Source organism: Aeromonas sp. s13 (genome assembly GCF_040907905.1).
In the GTDB taxonomy this organism is placed as follows: Bacteria; Pseudomonadota; Gammaproteobacteria; order Enterobacterales; family Aeromonadaceae; genus Aeromonas; species Aeromonas veronii.
In genome coordinates this window covers 80,545-99,379 of the sequence record NZ_JBFOCS010000078.1, presented here as the reverse complement: position 1 = coordinate 99,379, position 18,835 = coordinate 80,545, and the positions used below count along the sequence as shown (strand labels likewise).

Genomic DNA, 18,835 nt, shown 5'->3' with positions numbered 1-18,835 from the left:
TTTAACTAATCTACCACCGGGTCTATAGTTTGTCGCTTGAATTAGATGGACTTGGCTCTAGGTAGCCCAATCCTCACCGGATTGTTCACTTCACATAAAGAGGAATTGAATATGGTATTGGTAGGCCGTCCCGCACCCGATTTTACCGCCGCAGCTGTTCTGGGTAATGGCGAGATCGTTGATTCATTCAACCTGTCATCCCACATCAAAGGCAAAGCTGCCGTTGTCTTCTTCTACCCGCTCGATTTCACCTTCGTCTGCCCGTCTGAGCTGATTGCCTTCGATCACCGTTATGAAGAGTTCCAGAAGCGTGGCGTGGAAGTGATCGGTGTTTCCATCGATTCCCAGTTCTCCCACAACGCATGGCGTAACACCAAAGTGGAAGATGGCGGTATCGGTCAGGTCAAGTACCCGCTGATCGCCGACGTGAAACACGAAATCTGCAAAGCCTATGACGTTGAGCATCCGGAAGCCGGTGTGGCGTTCCGTGGTTCCTTCCTGATTGACAAGAACGGTGTCGTTCGCCATCAGGTTGTCAACGATCTGCCGCTGGGCCGCAACATCGACGAGATGCTGCGCATGGTCGATGCCCTGCAATTCCACGAAGAGCACGGCGAAGTGTGCCCGGCTCAGTGGGAAAAAGGCAAAAAAGGTATGCAAGCCTCTCCGGACGGCGTTGCCAAGTACCTGTCCGAGAATGCTGACTCCCTGTAATCGGGCTGCACTCTGCGTGAAGAACCGGCGCCTTGGCGCCGGTTTTTTTATACCTGAGATTTATCCATCCCCTGACATTGCGGTCACACTCTTCTCGTTCCATCGTTCCATCGTTCCATCGTTCCATCGTTCCATCGTTCCATCGTTCCATCGTTCCATCGTTCCATCGTTCCATCGTTCCATCGCTCTCCTCGCTATTCCAAGCAGCCGTTCGCTGGCGTACTCATCGTTTCGAAATGAGGTGCTGATCCGTATGGCTGGGTGGGGGGATATGCCGACAGACAATCGCCATAAAAAAAGCGCGCCATAGGCGCGCTCAGTTCACAAGCGGAGGTGTTACTCCTCAAAGATCCCGAAGTGATCCTTGGCGAAATTGACCCGCTGCTCCACGTTCATCTTAACCTGTCCCAGTTTCTCGATGGTCTTGAGGTTGGGCACCAGGCCGCGACCGTTGGCGATCTGGATGGCAAGACCAGGACGGGCATTGAGCTCCAGCAGCATGGGGCCGCGGAACTTGTCCAGCACCATATCGGTACCGATATAACCCAGACCCGACATCTCGTAGCAGGAGGCGGCCAGGGTGAGCAGGGTATCCCAGTGGGGCACCTTGAGCTCATAGAGGTCGAGGCCGGTGTCCGGATGGTGGCGCAGCGGATTGCCAAACTGCACTGCCCGCAGGGCACGACCGGTACGCAGGCACAGACCCACCCCCACGGCGCCCTGGTGCAGGTTCGCCTTGCCATCGGAGGCGGCGGTGGAGAGGCGCATCATCGCCATCACCGGGAACCCCTTGAAGATAATGACCCGGGCATCGGGAACCCCTTCAAAAGAGTAGCCGTCGAACACATCATCAAAGTTGATGAGGCCTTCAACCAGCGCCACGTCGGGTTTGCCGCCAAGCGAATAGAGCCCCGCCAGAATGTTGGAGACATGGCGCTCCAGATCCTGACCGTTGGAGGCGCTGCCGTTGGGCTTGTAGAAAAGGCCATCTTCCTGACGCAGGATCACCAGGATCCCCTTGCCGCCCGAGCCACGGGCCGGCTTGATGCAGAAGCCCGGCCAATCTTTTACCAGCTCGGTGATGCGACCCACATCGTGCTGGGCACGGATGGTACCGATCAGCTCAGGCACGGTGACCCCTGCATCCAGCGCAATTTGCTTGGTCTGCAGCTTGTCATCCACCAGCGGATAGAGGCTGCGCGGATTGTAGCGGCTGATGTAGGAGTGATTGCGCTTGTTCATGCCGAGGATGCCTGATTGGGACAGGCTCCACGGGGTGGTGTATTTTTCCCAGAACCACATCGGTTACTTGTCCTTACCTGGGGTGACGCCAGATTTCATCTCGTCCACCAGCGGCTTGAAGCGCTTCAGTTCGCTCAGCTTGTAGCCGGTGTAGTTACCCATCAACAGCACGGTCGCCATCAGCACCAGCTGCAGGCCGAGGAAGTTGAAGGTGAGGTGACGAATAAGCTCGTTATCCATGGCCAGATAGGCGATGACAGCCACCAGCAGAGAGCCACCGCCTTGGCGGAACACCTCTTTCGGGCCCTCTTCTTCCCACAGGATGGACATCCGTTCGATGGTCCAGGAGAGGATGATCATCGGGAAGAAGGTGATCTTCATACCGTCGGTCAGCCCCAGCTTGAAGGCGAACGCGGAGAAGATACCGATCATCGAGATAACCATGATGATGATGGCCGATATTCGGGCGACCAACAGCAGGTTAAGCCGCGACAAATAGGAGCGGATGATGAGACCGGTGCCGACGATCAGCAGGAAGCCGATGAGACCGGTGACCAGCGAGGTCTGGATAAAGGCGACCGCGATCAGCACAGGCATAAAGGTACCTGAGGTCTTGATCCCAACCAGAACCCGCAGGAACACCACCATCAGCACGCCGATCGGGATCAGCAGCAAGCCCTTGAACAGGGTCTGCTCTTCCAGCGGCAGGCTGTGGATGGAGAAGTTCATCATCTCTGATTTTTCGAACTTCTGCGCCAGTGCCACGCTGACCGGCTGCTCCTGTTCGATCATCGAGAAGCTGACACGGGAGTTGTGACCACCGGTCACGTCCAGCAGGGCGCCGGAGTTGTATTCCCACAGCAGCAGGTTGGCCGGACGACCCTGTTCACCGGTTTGCGGGTTGAACAGCTTGTAGTCGGTCGGGCTGTTGAATACCTGCAGATAATCCACCAGCTCCTGACGACGGCGGCCATCTTCCAGATTCAGAGCATGCACCACGCGGGTGGGGACGTCAGCATTGTTGAGCAGCTCGGCGATCAGGTTGGCGCGGCTCTTGTGCTTTTTCAGCAGCTCGGCGTTCTGCTCCTGCTTCTCGATCTCCTTGATGATCTCGCGAGTCAGGGTGTAGCCGTCGGCAGAGCGCTCCTGCGCCCGCTCGAGGATCTGCTTCATCGCGGTGGCATAAGGCTCACTCTCGATCTGCTTCTCGATGGCAGGCGGCTGCGGATTGGCGGCCGGTTTGGCATGGGCATCCGCCATCATGTCGACGCGGTAGTAAAGCTCCTGACGGCCAGAGGCGGTGCGGATGGACCACTCTGCGCGGGCATCGCCATCTTTCTCGACGAAGGAGAGGCCGTAGCCGGGGCTGGCGGCGTTCTCGTTCATCAGGGTGAAACCGGGCTGGGTGCCCGGAATGGCCAGAGAGGCGATCACCGGCTCACCGGTCGCCTCGAACTCCAGCTTGGCTTCGATGGACCAGATCTGGCGCTTTTCACCGGGCGTCAGCGGTACATCCAACGCGATATGGTGATAGATCGTCATCCCCAGGCCGACAATGTACAGCAGGGCTACCAGCAAATAGAACGGCTTACGGGAAACCATGGATTATTTCACATCCTTGAGCTTGGGTTTGGGTTGGATATATTCGCGGGCCACATCAACCACGGCGATGTCTTTCAAAAATTCGCGACCCAGCAGCACAGGGAAGGTCATGTCGCTACGGTCTTTCAGGGTAAATTCGGCTTTCTCGGTCATGTCGCCAATGCGCACGGCCAGACGCACTACCGGACGGCGGTCCAGATCGTCGGCAGAGGCCTGACGCACCCGCACATGGCGCACCAGCGGCGCTTCGATCTGGATCTTGTCGTCCACTTCCTGATGGCTCAGGAAGAAGCGCACCCAGTTTTTGCCGTTGCGCTCGAAAATGGTGATCTCCTGCGCACTGATGGAGGAGGTGGTCGCACCGGTATCGACCCGCGCCTGGAAGGCGTCGTTGGCAGCATCAACCCAGATCCACTCGGCTTCACCGACCATCAGCTTGCCATCGATGGTGTGACCCTGATTGGGGGCCGGGCACTTCTCGGTGGGGATGGCCATCGGCTTGGGCGGCTCGGAGGGGAGGGTGGCGAGCTTGTGGTCTACTTGCTTGACGGACTCTTTCATATTGGTGACATCTGTGTTGAGCTGAACCAGCAGGTGCTGTTGCTGCACATACTGCTTCTGTTGCTGTTCCATGGATGTTTGCAGGCGCTGCTCGCTCTGGCTCAGCTCGCTACGAAGCTCGGCCAGCGTCAGAGCAGGAACCTGAGGCGCTTTTTCCATATTGACACACCCGCCGAGACTAAGCAGGGAGAGCAGGGTCATTCCTTTTAATTTGCTTTTCATGTCATTCATTTAACTGTGCTTCCTGGAATTGGGTCAGTGTAACTTCCTGAATCGCCATCGGCTAGTCTTTGGCCTTGCGGGCAATCAGTACGGCACGTTTCGGCGCCGGGTGTCCTTCTACCGTGAGTGCCGGATTGTCTGGATCCAGATAGTCACTCAGGGATTCATTAATCATCCAGTCGGTACGACGCTGTTCGTCGGTGCTGGTCATATTCTCGTCTACTATCCGCACGTCGGTGAAGCCGCAGCGCTCGACCCACAGCTTGAGGGCGCGGCTTGAGGGAATAAACCAGACGTTGCGCATCTTGCCGTAACGATCGGTGGGCATCAGCACGTCGTTGACCCCGCCGTCAATCACTAGCGTCTCCAGCACCAGCTCGCCATCATCTGTCAATTGATTGCGCAGCTGCTCGATGTGCTCGATGGGGGATTTGCGGTGATAGAGCACCCCCATGGAGAAGACGGTGTCAAAGGCACGCAGCTCCGGCAGCTCCTGAATACCGAGCGGCAGCAGGTGGGCGCGCTGATCATTGCCCGCGAAGTGGCGAATGGCCTCGAACTGGCAGAGGAACAGCGGGCTAGGGTCGATGCCGACCGCCAGCTTGGCCCCTTCACCCACCATGCGCCAGAGGTGGTAGCCGCTGCCGCAACCCACATCCAGCACGTAACGCCCTTCGAGCGGGCTGATATGGGGCAGCACCCGATCCCACTTCCAGTCAGAGCGCCACTCGGTGTCGATGTGGATGCCGTGCACGGTGAACGGCCCCTTGCGCCAGGGCATGAAGTGGCGCAGCAGGCTCTCGACCTTCTTGCGTTCACCTTCGCCAAGGCTCTCGGCCGAGCCAATCTCGACCCGGCTTTTCAGCTCGATGTTGCCGGGGGAGACCACCGGTAGCTTGTTGAGGGCGCGGTTCCAGCGCGGCAGGTCGCCATGCTGGTTGTCATGTTGCCAGGCGTGCAGCTGGGCGGGCAGGGTATGCAGCCAGTGGCTCAGCCGGTTTTTGGCAATCAGTTGATAGAAATTGGCAAAGTCGATCATGGCTGGGCGTCGCTGGATTTGATGGCAATCATGGAGCCGAAGTTGAAGCACTGGAACCAGAGATCCTGATGGACGAAACCGGCATCCCGCAGGCGTGCCTGATGCACCGGCAGGCTGTCGGTGCGCATCACGTTCTCAAGGGCAGTGCGTTTCTGGCTGATCTCCAGCTCGCTGTAGCCATTGGCCCGCTTGAAGTCGAGATGCAGATCGATGAGCAGCTCGTTGACTGGTTCATCTTCGAAGCGGAACTTTTCGCTCAGGATCAGGATCCCGCCCGGGCGCAGACCATCGTGAATGCGCTGGATCAGGGCGGCCCGTTTTTCTGGCTCGACAAATTGCAGAGTGAAGTTGAGCACCACCACGGAGGCGTTCTCGATCTCGATGTCGCAGATATCTGCTTCCACCAGCTCCACCGGCACCTCGGATTTGAAACCGGAGAGGTGGGCGCGGGCGCGCTCGATCATCGGATGGGAGAGATCCACCGCGGTGATGCGGCAGCCGGGCTGGCTGACATGGCGACGCATCGCCTGGGTCGCGGCGCCCAGTGAGCAGCCGAGATCATAGAGTCGGCTCTCGGGTTGGGCGTAGCGGGCGGCCATCATGCCGATGGCGGAGATGATGTTACTGTAACCCGGCACCGAGCGCTGGATCATATCGGGAAAAACGTCGACGACCTGTTCGTCAAAACAGAAGTCTCCCAATCGGGCGATCGGGGCGGCAAAAATTTGATCTTTGGTATGCATGCTGGCGCAACCTGACAGTCGGGACATCACCCGGCTGTATTGTTCAATTGAGTCGTTGGGTGACACCCATCAGAGTAGATTTATCACCTGTTTACGAACGGGGTGGCTGGTCGTGAAATCCTTTGGACCTGTCCTGTTCGTACGGGCCATGTTCCGGACCCTTACTTGGGGCGGTAGTGTAGAGGATTGATGGCCGTTTGTCTTGACGCCAGGGCTTGCCACGCCACAAAAAAGCACTTTTTTTGCAGCGAAACGATGGCCGCAGAATGGGTTGGCTAAAAGCGCAGCACTCCCTGCCGTGCGCGATCGTTTTCCCCCGGCCAGGGGGCCATCTCCTGCTCCAGCAAGCGGGTGATCTGACGGGCCAGCTCAGGTGCCTGGGCGTTGTCGGCAGTATGTATATAGAGGTAGAGGTCCTTGCCCTCCGCGAGCCACTGGCGCCAGTGGGGGAGCCAGCTGGGCAGGAAGGGGTGATTGGCCGCCGGATCCGGCAGGCCGATAAAGCGCACCATAGGAGCGTTGGCGGTGGCCAGTAGATGTACCGGCAGGCGTGGCTTCTTGCCTTGGGCATCGACAAGGGCTGGCGTGGTTGCTGGCACCGAGAAGAGTGGCCGGCTGTCGAGCATCACCCGGTTCACATCCTGTTCCATCAGCAGCCGGTTCAATGCCCGCTCGGCCTCCCCCTTGGCGAAGAACTCAGGGTGGCGCACTTCGAGGGCGTAGCGAAACGCCCGCGGCAGCCGATCGATAAAGGCCGCCAGTCTGGCCAGCCCCTGTGGCCCGAAACGGGCGGGCAACTGCAGGGTGAGCAGCCCCAGCTTGTCGTGCAACGGGGCAAGCAGGCGAATAAAGTCGGCGACTTGTTTGTCTGCGCTCACCAGATCGCTCTGGTGGCTGATGGTTTGCGGAAATTTGAAGTTGAAACGAAAGTGATCGGGCACCGCATCGGCCCAGCGCTGTACCGTGTCCGGTGTCGGCAGGGCGTAGAAGGTGGTGTTACCCTCCACCGAGTTGAAGACGGTCGCGTAGTGGGCGAGGTGTTCGGCAGGCTTGGCGCCAAGGCCCAGCAACTGGCCGGGCCAGCTGGGGTGGGACCACTGCGGCAGGCCCAAATAGAGGCTCATGGTGGCTATTCTCTTCGCTCTTGGTGCATTCGTGCCGATTTTTTGCCCGCTTTTTGCCATCGAGTGCAAAAAACTGGCGAAAGGAGGCTGCTGGCCATTTTACCCAAAAGGGGGTTTTCCTCTATAATGCCAGCCCTTTTGTTTTTCAATTTCTTGTGACCCATGCCTATCTACGAATATCGTTGCGACGTCTGTGGCCATGAATTGGCAAAACTGCAAAAGCTTTCCGATGCCCCCCTGACCGACTGTCCGGCCTGTAGCAAGCCGAATCTGGTCAAGCTGATATCGGCGGCAGGCTTCCGGCTCAAGGGAACCGGATGGTACGAGACTGATTTCAAACCGGGTAAGAAAAAGAATCTGGCCAGCTGTGAGACAGACGGTGCTTGCCAGTCGTGCCCGGCGGCCCAAGGTTAACCGTCTCTCTACAATTTCGAAGGAAGAAGTCCATGCGCTCTATCTATTGCGGACAGGTCAATGAGGCCCATGCAGGGCAGACCATTACATTGTGCGGTTGGGTTCATCGTCGTCGTGATCTCGGCGGTCTGATCTTTATCGATATGCGCGACCGGGAAGGGATCGTTCAGGTGTTCTTCGATCCGGACAAGCCGGAGGCGTTCTCCCTGGCCTCCGAGCTGCGCGGCGAGTTCTGCATCCAGGTGACCGGCGTGGTGCGTACCCGCCCCGACTCCCAGCGCAACAGCGACATGGCCACTGGCGCCATCGAAGTGTTCGCCCACGAACTCAACATCATCAACCGTGCCGAGCCGCTGCCGCTGGACTTCAATCAGGTCAACAGCGAAGAGATCAGCCTCAAGTATCGCTACCTGGATCTGCGTCGTCCCGAGATGGCCAAGTACCTGAAGACCCGTGCCAAGGCCAGCGCCTTCGTACGCCGCTTCATGGACGAGCACGGCTTCCTCGATATCGAGACCCCGATGCTGACCAAGGCCACCCCGGAAGGTGCCCGTGACTATCTGGTGCCGAGCCGCGTGCACAAGGGCAAGTTCTACGCTCTGCCGCAATCCCCCCAGCTGTTCAAGCAGTTGCTGATGATGTCCGGCTTCGATCGCTACTACCAGATCGTCAAGTGCTTCCGTGACGAAGACCTGCGTGCCGACCGCCAGCCGGAATTCACCCAGATCGACGTGGAGACCTCCTTCATGACCGCACCGCAGGTGCGTGAAGTGATGGAAGAGATGATCCGCAAACTGTGGCTGCACATCCTGAACGTGGATCTGGGCGACTTCCCGATCATGACCTTCGACGAAGCCATGCGTCGCTACGGCTCCGACAAGCCGGACCTGCGTCTGCCAATGGAGCTGGTTGATGTGGCTGATCTGCTGACTGCTGTCGAGTTCGCCGTGTTCGCAGGCCCCGCCAACGATCCGAAAGGCCGTGTGGCTGCCCTGAAAGTCCCTGGCGGTGCCGAGCTCTCTCGCAAGCAGATCGACGAATACACCAAGTTTGTCGGCATCTACGGTGCCAAGGGCCTGGCCTGGATGAAGGTCAACGAAGCGGCCAATGGTATCGAAGGCGTGCAGTCTCCGGTTGCCAAGTTCCTCTCTGACGAGATCGTGCGCGAGATCCTGGCCCGTACCGGCGCAGCCGACGGCGACATCATCTTCTTTGGCGCTGACAGCAAGAAAGTGGTCTGCGATGCCATGGGCGCCCTGCGTCTGAAAGTAGGTCGCGATCTGGGCCTGCTGGAGAACAGCTGGAAACCGCTGTGGGTCATCGACTTCCCGATGTTCGAGGAAGATGGTGAAGGTGGTCTGGCCGCCATGCACCACCCGTTTACCGCGCCGAGCAACATGAGCCCGGCCGAGCTGAAAGCCAACCCTGTGGGTGCTTACGCCAACGCCTACGACATGGTGATCAACGGCTACGAAGTGGGTGGCGGCTCTGTCCGTATCCACAACAGCGAGATGCAATCCACCGTGTTCGATATCCTGGGTATCACCCCGGCCGAGCAGCGCCTGAAGTTTGGCTTCCTGCTGGATGCCCTGAAGTACGGCACCCCGCCGCACGCCGGTCTGGCCTTCGGTCTGGACCGTCTCAGCATGCTGTTGACCGGCACCGAAAACATTCGGGACGTCATCGCCTTCCCGAAAACGACCGCGGCCGCCTGTCTGATGACAGACGCCCCCAGCCTTGCCAACGCCGCCCAACTGGGTGAGCTGGCGATTGCAACCACCGTCAAGGGCGACGAGTAAGCCGATACCGGCACCGGAGGCCGCCGCCGTGCGGTCTCTGTGTTTCCCTTGGGTTAGTCATGATCAGTGTTACTGACATTTAAAAAATAACGGAGAGTCTCTATGGCAGGTCACAGTAAATGGGCCAACATCAAACACCGCAAGGCCGCTCAGGACGCCAAGCGTGGCAAGATCTTCACCAAACTGATCCGCGAAATCACTACCTCCGCGCGTCTGGGTGATGCCGATCCCGCCAACAACCCGCGTCTGCGTGCTGCGGTGACTGCCGCCCTGACCAACAACATGACCCGCGACACCATCAACCGTGCCATTCAGCGTGGCGCCGGTGGTGGCGATGGCGAACAGCTCGAGACCATCGTGTACGAAGGTTACGGCCCGGCTGGCTCTGCCGTGATGGTAGAGTGCCTGACCGACAACCGTAACCGTACCGTAGCCGAAGTGCGTCACGCCTTCAGCAAGTGCGGTGGCAACCTGGGCACCGACGGCTCCGTTGCCTATCTGTTCAGCAAGAAAGGTCTGCTGACTTTCGTGGGCGTAGACGAAGATGCCCTGATGGATGCCGCGCTGGAAGCGGGCGCCGATGACGTGGTCACCGAAGAGGATGGCACCATCGAGGTGTACACCACCCCGAACGACTTCGGTACCGTGCTGGATGGTTTGGAAGCTGCCGGCTTCAAGGCCCAGAGCGCCGAAGTGACCATGATCCCCTCCACCGAAGCGGAGCTGGATGCAGAAACTGCACCCAAGCTGATGCGTCTGATCGACATGCTGGAAGATCTGGACGATGTGCAAGAGGTGTATCACAACGGCTCCATCTCCGATGAAGTCGCTGCGACCCTCTGATCGCTGAATCGTGCTCTCCCGATGGCAGCCTGATGGCTGCCATTTTTTTATCTTTGTATCGTGGCAACTGCTGATGCGTCGGTTGCGCAACTGGTGCTGCAACTCTCTTCACTGACAGTCTTTCCCGCTTTCTCTGCGAATTATCATTGCTCTGTCTCTGCCAGTCGGTTGGCCCTGCACGTATGCCAGTCGCAGTTCTGCTGCATTGCGTTAGCGAGGCTCCGCTTATCCTGTTTATCACACCTTTAGCTCTTGAGATGGCGTTGACTGCTCACATCTGCCCGTCAGGGTAATTCGTTGCGGGTAGGGGATAGGAGGTGATGGAGCGTGCTCTTGTTATCACAGGGGCCCATCAATACAGAGTCACAGGTTGGGATGTCGATAACGGATTGGTTGGGGCGAGTTGGTTGGTTGGGAAGTTAGGGGCTGCACTACCGCAATCGGCTGGAGAGAGGAGCTCTGTGATAAGTGACAGATAAAAAAAGCCCGCGCAGTGCGCGGGCTTGTTATCTCAGGACTGGTTATCAGGCCTTGGATTTCTTCTTGCCTTCAACCTTGGCTTCAACCGGGGCAGCAGTTACCGGAGCGGCTTCGGTGAACGGACGACCGTAGTAGGAGTCCAGCAGAACCTGCTTCAGCTCGCTGATCAGCGGGTAGCGCGGGTTGGCGCCGGTGCACTGGTCATCGAAAGCTTCGATAGCCAGTTGGTCAACCTTGGCCAGGAAGTCAGCTTCAGTCACGCCAGCTTCGCGGATAGAGGCCGGGATACCCAAGGTAGCCTTCAGCTCGTCCAGCCAGGTCAGCAGCTTCTCGATCTTGGCTGCGGTGCGGTCACCGGCAGCAGTCAGACCCAGGTGGTCAGCGACTTCGGCGTAACGACGACGAGCCTGCGGACGATCGTACTGGGAGAACGCAGTCTGCTTGGTCGGGTTGTCGTTCGCGTTGTAGCGGATGACGTTGCTGATCAGCAGGGCGTTAGCCAGACCGTGCGGAATGTGGAACTCGGCACCCAGTTTGTGAGCCATGGAGTGGCACACACCCAGGAAGGCGTTGGCGAACGCGATACCGGCGATGGTGGCAGCATTGTGCACCTTCTCACGAGCGATCGGGTCGTTGGCACCGTTCTGGTAGCTGGATGGCAGGTACTCTTTCAGCATTTTCAGGGCTTGCAGCGCCTGACCGTCGGAGTACTCGTTAGCCAGTACGGAAACATAGGCTTCCATGGCGTGAGTCACGGCATCGATACCACCGAAGGCACACAGGGACTTCGGCATACCCATGACCAGGTTGGCATCAACGATGGCCATGTTCGGGGTCAGCTCGTAGTCAGCCAGCGGATACTTCTGACCAGACACTTCATCGGTTACTACTGCAAACGGAGTGACTTCAGAGCCGGTACCGGAAGTGGTGGTGATACAGACCAGTTCGGCCTTCACGCCCATTTTCGGGAACTTGTAGATACGCTTGCGGATGTCCATAAAGCGCATGGCCAGATCTTCGAACGCAGTGTTCGGGTGCTCGTACATCACCCACATGATCTTGGCAGCATCCATCGGTGAACCACCGCCCAGCGCCAGGATAACGTCCGGTTTGAAGGAGTTGGCCATCTCGGCACCCTTGCGAACCACAGCCAGGGTCGGGTCAGCTTCTACTTCGTAGAACACTTCCACTTCCATATTCTGTGCTTTCAGCAGGCTGACCAGTTCATCGGCGTAGCCGTTGTTGAACAGGAAGCGGTCAGTTACGACCATGGCACGCTTTTTACCTTCCAGGTCGCTCAGAGCGATCGGCAGGGAACCACGACGGAAGTAGATGGATTTCGGAAGTTTGTGCCACAGCATGTTTTCTGCCCGTTTTGCGACTGTCTTCTTGTTGATCAGGTGCTTCGGACCCACGTTTTCGGAGATGGAGTTACCGCTCCAGGAGCCGCAACCCAGGGTCAGGGACGGTGCCATTGCGAAGTTGTACAGGTCACCGATACCGCCTTGGGTAGACGGAGTGTTGATCAGGATACGCGCGGTCTTCATCTTGTCGCCGAAGTACTTGATGCGGTCAGCGTTGCGGTCCTGGTCGGTGTACAGACCTGAGGTGTGGCCGATACCACCGATGTTGACCATGTCACAGGCCATATCAACGGCGTTTTCGAAGCTGCTTGCACGGAACATACCGAGCAGCGGGGACAATTTCTCGTGAGCAAACTCATCTTCTGCACATAGTTTGACGCCTTCACCGATCAGGATCTTGGTATCAGCCGGCACAGTCACGCCTGCCATCTCGGCAATCTTGGTGGCTGGCTGGCCAACGATGTTGGCGTTCAGGGCACCGTTGATCAGGATGACTTTACGTACCTTGTCAGCATCTTCTTTGGAGAGCACATGGCCCTTGTGGGATGCAAAGCGCTCTTTAACCTGGTCGTAGATGGCATCAACAACGATGACTGCCTGCTCGGAAGCACAGACCACGCCGTTATCGAAAGTCTTGGACATCAGGATGGAGGCAACGGCACGCTTCACGTCGGCGGTTTCGTCGATAACGATAGGTACGTTACCGGCACCTACACCGATAGCAGGCTTACCGGAGGAGTAGGCTGCTTTCACCATGCCCGGGCCACCGGTGGCCAGGATCAGGTTGATGTCTTCGTGCTTCATCAGGGCGTTGGAGAGCTCAACAGACGGTTGGTCGATCCAGCCGATGATGTCTTTCGGTGCACCGGCGGCAACAGCGGCATCCAGTACCAGCTTGGCAGCGGTATTGGTGGAGTTCTTGGCGCGGGGGTGCGGGGAGAAGATGATGGCGTTGCGGGTCTTGAGCGCGATCATGGATTTGAAGATCGCAGTGGAGGTCGGGTTGGTGGTCGGAACGATACCACAGATGATGCCTACCGGCTCGGCGATGGTAATGGTACCCATCTGATCATCTTCGCTCAGAATGCCGCAGGTTTTCTCGTCTTTGTACTTGTTGTAGATGTATTCGGAGGCGAAGTGGTTCTTGATAACCTTGTCTTCGATGATACCCATACCGGATTCTTCCACGGCCATCTGGGCCAGGGGGATACGGGCGTTGTTGGCGGCCAGGGCGGCGGCACGGAAGATCTTGTCTACCTGCTCTTGAGAGAAGCTGGCGAATTCACGCTGGGCTTCCTTAACGCGGGCGACCAGTGCATCCAGTTCAGCCAAATTGGTTACTGCCATGTTTATCTCCTGATTATTTGAAAACTGTTTAGTAAGACGTTGGCAATGCCCGGCAATTATAGTCGCCCTGTCAAGACGGTATCGTTGCAACAGCTTTTTCACATGCCTTACTAAATCGCTTTCTGAGTCGATTATAGAGCGGGGCTGACTCAGAAAAACTTGATCTGGATCATGTGTAACAAAAGAACAAAAGAAATTTTATTTCACAATCCTTGTTTGACTGATGTTATCGGAATGTGCATCAAAGGGAAAGATGAGAAACTTGTTAACGCAGGGTAATAAACCACATTTATCAAGTGGTTAATTGCACTTGGTCATAGGATAGTAGAGCTATTTTGGCGGTATAGGTTAGCAAATATGAGTGAATTGGTTTCAAAATCACCGACAAACGCACTTTATTCCAGCGTTTGTTGCAAAAATGATTGTTGTTTTAATCCATGACTAATCCGCTTTATTCCCCAAGGGGGCCATTTCTGCCCCCTTTCCCGGTTTTTGCATTGTGGCTCTATTGCCGAGTCAATGAAGTGATGTCTGGCCTGAAATAGTAGGAAGGCAAAGCTTGGATTCTCTCGAGTCGCTTGGTCATTCGGTCAGTCATCGTCGGACTCTCTGGTCATGATTAAGCAGGCTTGCGCTCACTTTTCTGGCGCGTGTCGGGCGGTAGAAAGGGCTTTTGGCATCGGTTTATGCCAGTTAGCGCGGATGCATTAGATGAACTAACTAAAAAACCCTCAAAATGGTGAGATTATTTGATTGGTGCCCGCTCTGGCTATGATGTAAATTTACGCACGAAATTAATGGACTGGCCCGCTGGGCCCGAAACCCTATTGGAAGGCGCCTATGGCAGCAATTGACGTCTCGTTGTATCTGAAGTTTTTTGTCGGTTTGTTCGCAATTATCAACCCGCTTGGTTTGTTGCCGGTGTTTGTCAGCCTGACCAGCCACCATACCCAGGCCGAGCGGATGAAAACCAACACTACCGCCAATATCGCGGTGATGGTGATCCTGCTGGTCTCCATGTATATGGGGCAGCTGATCCTGGATGGATTTGGCATCTCGCTGGCATCGTTCCGGATCGCCGGTGGGTCGCTGATTACCCTGATTGCCTGGTCGATGCTGCAGGGCAAGCTGGGCGAGGTAAAGCACAACAAACAGGAGAAGGGCGAATTGGCGGTGCGCGAGTCTATCGCCGTGGTACCGCTGGCGCTGCCGCTGATGGCGGGCCCCGGTGCCATCTCCTCGGTGATTGTCTATGCCAGCCAGAGCCACTGGCAGCAGCTGCTCGGCATGTCAGTGGTTGTCGTGGTCTTCTCTTTCTGCTCCTGGCTTATCTTCCGCGCCGCGCCGCTGCTGTTCAAGATCATGGGCAACACCGGCATCAACGTGGTGACCCGTATCATGGGTCTTATCATGATGTCGCTGGGTATCGAGATCATGGTGGCCGGTATCAAGGGGGTTTTCCCCAGTTTGATGTGAGCCAGCTCCGCTTTATGAAAGCCGGTCCTCGTGACCGGCTTTTTATTGGTTGCTTTTTGCCCGGTCTTTTCTAGAATCGGTCGTTTGTGTGAAAAATGAGCGCTTTGCTGGTGTTTTAATACTGAAAAAGCGCATGATGGCTGATTTTTTGACCAGAAAATGACGATTACCCTGACAATATCTATTGCATTATCGGAATTGGCAGGGAATTATGCTGGGAGCGGGTTTTAACCCCGTCACTTTAAAAAACGCATGGAATGTTCTTGTTGGAGTAGGGAAATGACTCATAAAAAAACAATGATTAACACATTGCTGGTGGCTGCACTGTTTGGTGGCGTCAATGTGGCTCAGGCTGCCGATGTCCCGGCGGGAACCAAGTTGGCTGAAGTCCAGCAACTGGTAAAAGGCAACGGCTCCGAGCCTGCGACCCTTGACCCGCACAAGACCGAAGGAACGGTCGAATCCAATATCCTGCGCGACCTGTTCGAAGGTCTCGTTGCATCCGGCCCGAAAGGGGAAATTCTCCCGGCGGTGGCTGAATCCTGGGAAACCAAGGATAACAAGCACTACGTCTTCCACCTGCGCAAAGATGCCAAGTGGTCCAACGGTGACCCGGTCACTGCCCACGATTTCGTTTTTGCTTTCCAGCGTGCCGTTGATCCGAAAACCGCCTCTCCTTACTCCTGGTATCTGGAGATCCCGACCATTGCCAATGCCTCCGAGATCATCGCAGGTAAAAAGCCGGCTGATACGCTGGGCGTGAAGGCGACCGACGACTACACCTTCGAAGTGCAGCTCGAGAAAGCGATCCCTTACTTCGTCAGCATGCTCTCCCACACCACCACCTATCCGGTACCGAAGAAGGTGATCGAGAAGTTCGGTGACAAGTGGACCCAGCCGGAAAATATGGTATCCAACGGTGCCTATACCCTGAAGAACTGGGTGGTGAACGAGCGCGTCGAAGTGGAGCGCAACAAGCACTACTGGAACGATGGCAAGACCGTCATCAACAAGGTGGTCTATCTGCCCATCCAGTCTACCAACGCCGACCTGAGCCGCTATCTGGCGGGCGAAGTGGACATCACCTATCAGATGCCCATCGAGCGCTTCAAGCAGATGAAGAAAGAGAAGCCGGACGAGCTGAAAGTGACCGGTTATGTTGGTACTTACTACTACCAGTACAACGTCAAGAAGAAGCCGTTTGACGATGTGCGTGTCCGTACTGCGCTCTCCTATGCCATCGATCGCAACGTGATCGCCGACAAGGTGATGGGTCAGGGCCAGACGCCGGGTTACACCCTGGTGCCGGACTTCGTCGATGGCTTCAAGCCGGTGGCTCCGGAATGGTCGAAGATGACCCAGGCCGAGCGCGATGCCAAGGCAAAAGAGCTGCTGAAACAGGCCGGTTTCGATGCCAGCAAGCCGCTGAAGTTCGAGCTGCTCTACAACACCGACGACAACCACAAGAAAGTGGCTGTGGCCGTGGCATCCATGTGGAAGAAGCTGGGCGTGCAGGTGAGCCTGGTCAACCAGGAGTGGAAAACTTACCTGGAAACCAAGAAACAGGGTCAGTTTGACGTAGGTCGTGCCGGCTGGATCGCCGACTACAACGAAGCCTCCTCCATGCTGGATCTGATGCAGACCACCCACGGCAACAACGACGGCAAGTACTCCAATCCGGAGTTCGACAAGCTGATGGATTCGTCCCGTGATCAGGTTGATGTTGCGGCCCGTAACAAGCTCTACGTCCAGGCTGAAGAGATCCTGGCCAAGGACATGCCGATCGCCCCCATCTACCAGTACGTGACTGCCCGTATGGTCAAACCCTATGTAGGCGGCTACCCGGCCAACCCGCTGGATAACCTCTACAGCAAAGATATGTACATCATTGCTCACTGATTTAAAGCAACAAGTCGCATAACAAGCAGGGCCCGCCGGACGGCGGGCCTTTATTACAACCGCGACCATTTGGAAGCAGTACAGGACAGGAAATGTCTATGTTGAAATTCATTTTTAAACGGCTATTGGAAGCGATCCCGACTCTGCTGGTCTTGATCACCGTCTCTTTCTTCATGATGCGTTTCGCCCCCGGTAACCCCTTTACCAGCGAGCGTTCACTGCCCCCCGAAGTCATCGCCAATATCGAGGCCAAATATGGGCTCGACAAACCCATTGGCATGCAATATCTCACCTACCTGGGCAACCTGGTGCAGGGTGATTTGGGCCCCTCTTTCAAATACAAAGATTTCACCGTCAATGATCTGGTGAGTCAGGCGCTGCCTGTTTCCGCCAAGATCGGGACCACGGCCTTCTTCTTCGCCGTGCTGCTGGGGGTCACCTTCGGCACCATAGCGGCACTGAAACAGAACACCATCATCGACTATCTACTGATGTCGTCGGCCATGGCCGGGGTGGTGATCCCGGGCTTTGTGCTGGCGCCCTTGCTGGTGCTGTTTTTCAGTATTCATCTGGGCTGGTTCCCTGCCGGTGGATGGCAGGGTGGTGGCATCCAGTTTATGGTGCTGCCGGTGTTCGGCATGATGATGTACTACATCTCTGCCATCTCGCGGATCATGCGGGGCAGCATGATCGAGACCATGAACTCCAACTTCATCCGTACCGCCCGTGCCAAGGGCTTGCCGCTGCGCCACATCATCCTGAAACACGCGCTGCGTCCGGCTATGCTGCCAGTGGTCTCCTATCTGGGCCCGGCCTTTGTCGGCATCATCACAGGTTCCGTGGTGATCGAGACCATCTTCGGCCTGCCGGGGATCGGTCAGCTGTTCGTCAACGGTGCCCTTAACCGTGATTACTCCATGGTGCTCGGTCTGACCATTCTGGTCGGCGCCCTCACCATCACCTTTAACGCAGTGGTCGATATTCTCTACGCCTTTATCGATCCCAAGATCCGTTACTAATTCGGGAGTTCATCATGGTTGTTTCAACTGAAAAACGCGATGCCGTCGAGGCGTTCGCGCAAAAAGTGGAAGTGGTGGAGGGGCGCTCCCTGTGGAAGGATGCCCGTCGCCGTTTCCTGCGCAACAAGGCGGCCCTGACCAGCCTGATCATTCTGACCATCATCGGTCTGGCGGTCATCTTTGGCCCCCATTTGTCCCAATACACCTTTGACGATCCGGACTGGGGCGCCATGCAGTCGCCGCCGGATATGGAAGCGGGTCACTACTTCGGAACCGACAGTCTGGGGCGCGATCTGTTCGTGCGCACCCTGCTGGGCGGTCGCATCTCCCTGATGGTCGGCATCATGGGCGCCATGGTGGCGGTCATCATCGGCACCCTGTATGGCGCGGCCTCCGGCTTTATCGGTGGTCGGGTCGACAGCCTGATGATGCGGGTACTGGAGATCCTCAACGCCTTCCCCTTCATGTTCTTTGTCATCATGCTGGTCACCTTCTTTGGCCGCAATCTGGCGCTCATCTTTATCGCCATCGGGGCGGTGAGCTGGCTCGACATGGCGCGGATCGTGCGGGGCCAGACCCTGAGTCTCAAGAGCAAGGAGTTTATCGAGGCAGCCCACGTCTGTGGCGTCTCCAAGTGGAAGATCATTACCCGTCACATCGTACCGAACGTACTCGGTATCGTGGCCGTCTACGCCACCTTGCTGGTGCCGGGGATGATCATGTTTGAATCCTTCCTGAGTTTCCTGGGCCTTGGTGTTCAGGAACCGATGACCAGCTGGGGTGCCCTGCTGGATGAAGGCTCCAAGTCGATGGAAGTGGCCATCTGGCAACTGCTGTTCCCCGCCTGCTTTATGGTGGTGACCCTGTTTTGCTTCAACTTCCTCGGGGATGGTCTGCGTGACGCCCTCGATCCGAAAGATCGTTAATCGAGCATCGGATCGACAGGA

15 protein-coding genes are annotated in these 18,835 nt (G+C 56.9%); 8 read left to right on the top strand and 7 right to left on the bottom strand.

Going from position 1 to position 18,835, the window contains the following annotated elements:
- Window positions 1–111 precede the first annotated feature (111 nt).
- Window positions 112–714, top strand: coding sequence for a peroxiredoxin C (locus AB5Y82_RS17540; RefSeq protein ID WP_005337701.1), 603 nt, complete (start codon window positions 112–114; stop codon window positions 712–714).
- Window positions 715–1,050: 336 nt separating this feature from the next.
- Here AB5Y82_RS17540 and AB5Y82_RS17535 read toward each other — a convergent pair whose 3' ends face one another.
- The 6 genes from AB5Y82_RS17535 to AB5Y82_RS17510 all read right to left on the bottom strand — a co-directional run bounded on the left by AB5Y82_RS17535 (window position 1,051) and on the right by AB5Y82_RS17510 (window position 7,247).
- Window positions 1,051–2,016: an alpha-L-glutamate ligase-like protein gene (locus tag AB5Y82_RS17535; protein ID WP_005337700.1), complete on the bottom strand. Its 966-nt coding sequence runs from the start codon at window positions 2,014–2,016 to the stop codon at window positions 1,051–1,053.
- Between the two features lie 3 nt (window positions 2,017–2,019).
- Window positions 2,020–3,558 (bottom strand): inactive transglutaminase family protein, encoded by a 1,539-nt coding sequence (locus tag AB5Y82_RS17530; RefSeq protein ID WP_005337699.1) that lies wholly within the window; start codon window positions 3,556–3,558, stop codon window positions 2,020–2,022.
- Window positions 3,559–3,561: 3 nt separating this feature from the next.
- Window positions 3,562–4,350 (bottom strand): ATP-dependent zinc protease, encoded by a 789-nt coding sequence (locus AB5Y82_RS17525; RefSeq protein ID WP_005337698.1) that lies wholly within the window; start codon window positions 4,348–4,350, stop codon window positions 3,562–3,564.
- 52 nt (window positions 4,351–4,402) lie between these two features.
- Entirely contained in the window at window positions 4,403–5,380 is a 978-nt protein-coding gene (gene cmoB, locus AB5Y82_RS17520; RefSeq protein ID WP_368174304.1) for a tRNA 5-methoxyuridine(34)/uridine 5-oxyacetic acid(34) synthase CmoB, read from the bottom strand.
- Window positions 5,377–6,123, bottom strand: a complete 747-nt coding sequence (cmoA, locus tag AB5Y82_RS17515; RefSeq protein WP_005353159.1) for a carboxy-S-adenosyl-L-methionine synthase CmoA — start codon at window positions 6,121–6,123, stop codon at window positions 5,377–5,379. The genes cmoB and cmoA overlap by 4 nt, the downstream gene beginning before the upstream one ends.
- 275 nt (window positions 6,124–6,398) lie before the next feature.
- Window positions 6,399–7,247, bottom strand: a complete 849-nt coding sequence (locus AB5Y82_RS17510; RefSeq protein WP_111899515.1) for a DUF72 domain-containing protein — start codon at window positions 7,245–7,247, stop codon at window positions 6,399–6,401.
- Window positions 7,248–7,409: 162 nt separating this feature from the next.
- Between AB5Y82_RS17510 and AB5Y82_RS17505 the strand changes: the two genes are divergently transcribed.
- From AB5Y82_RS17505 to AB5Y82_RS17495, 3 genes are all read left to right on the top strand, one after another.
- Complete coding sequence (locus tag AB5Y82_RS17505; RefSeq protein WP_005337686.1) at window positions 7,410–7,661, top strand: FmdB family zinc ribbon protein; 252 nt, start codon at window positions 7,410–7,412, stop codon at window positions 7,659–7,661.
- Between the two features lie 32 nt (window positions 7,662–7,693).
- The gene (aspS, locus tag AB5Y82_RS17500) at window positions 7,694–9,460 is read left to right on the top strand and encodes an aspartate--tRNA ligase (RefSeq protein ID WP_368174303.1); all 1,767 of its coding nucleotides are present in this window, start codon (window positions 7,694–7,696) and stop codon (window positions 9,458–9,460) included.
- Window positions 9,461–9,562: 102 nt separating this feature from the next.
- Complete coding sequence (locus AB5Y82_RS17495) at window positions 9,563–10,303, top strand: YebC/PmpR family DNA-binding transcriptional regulator (RefSeq protein WP_005337681.1); 741 nt, start codon at window positions 9,563–9,565, stop codon at window positions 10,301–10,303.
- A gap of 524 nt (window positions 10,304–10,827) precedes the next feature.
- Here the strand turns inward: AB5Y82_RS17495 and adhE are convergent.
- Window positions 10,828–13,494, bottom strand: coding sequence for a bifunctional acetaldehyde-CoA/alcohol dehydrogenase (gene adhE / locus AB5Y82_RS17490; protein WP_019446648.1), 2,667 nt, complete (start codon window positions 13,492–13,494; stop codon window positions 10,828–10,830).
- An 840-nt stretch (window positions 13,495–14,334) separates the two neighbouring features.
- Between adhE and AB5Y82_RS17485 the strand changes: the two genes are divergently transcribed.
- The 4 genes from AB5Y82_RS17485 to oppC all read left to right on the top strand — a co-directional run bounded on the left by AB5Y82_RS17485 (window position 14,335) and on the right by oppC (window position 18,814).
- Window positions 14,335–14,970, top strand: a complete 636-nt coding sequence (locus tag AB5Y82_RS17485; RefSeq protein ID WP_005337678.1) for a YchE family NAAT transporter — start codon at window positions 14,335–14,337, stop codon at window positions 14,968–14,970.
- A 279-nt stretch (window positions 14,971–15,249) separates the two neighbouring features.
- A complete protein-coding gene (locus tag AB5Y82_RS17480; protein WP_159157201.1) occupies window positions 15,250–16,869 on the top strand; it encodes an ABC transporter substrate-binding protein in 1,620 nt (539 codons plus the stop codon).
- Between the two features lie 98 nt (window positions 16,870–16,967).
- Window positions 16,968–17,888 (top strand): oligopeptide ABC transporter permease OppB, encoded by a 921-nt coding sequence (gene oppB / locus AB5Y82_RS17475; protein WP_005337672.1) that lies wholly within the window; start codon window positions 16,968–16,970, stop codon window positions 17,886–17,888.
- A 14-nt stretch (window positions 17,889–17,902) separates the two neighbouring features.
- Window positions 17,903–18,814, top strand: coding sequence for an oligopeptide ABC transporter permease OppC (gene oppC / locus AB5Y82_RS17470; protein ID WP_005337670.1), 912 nt, complete (start codon window positions 17,903–17,905; stop codon window positions 18,812–18,814).
- The last annotated feature ends 21 nt before the right edge of the window (window positions 18,815–18,835 follow it).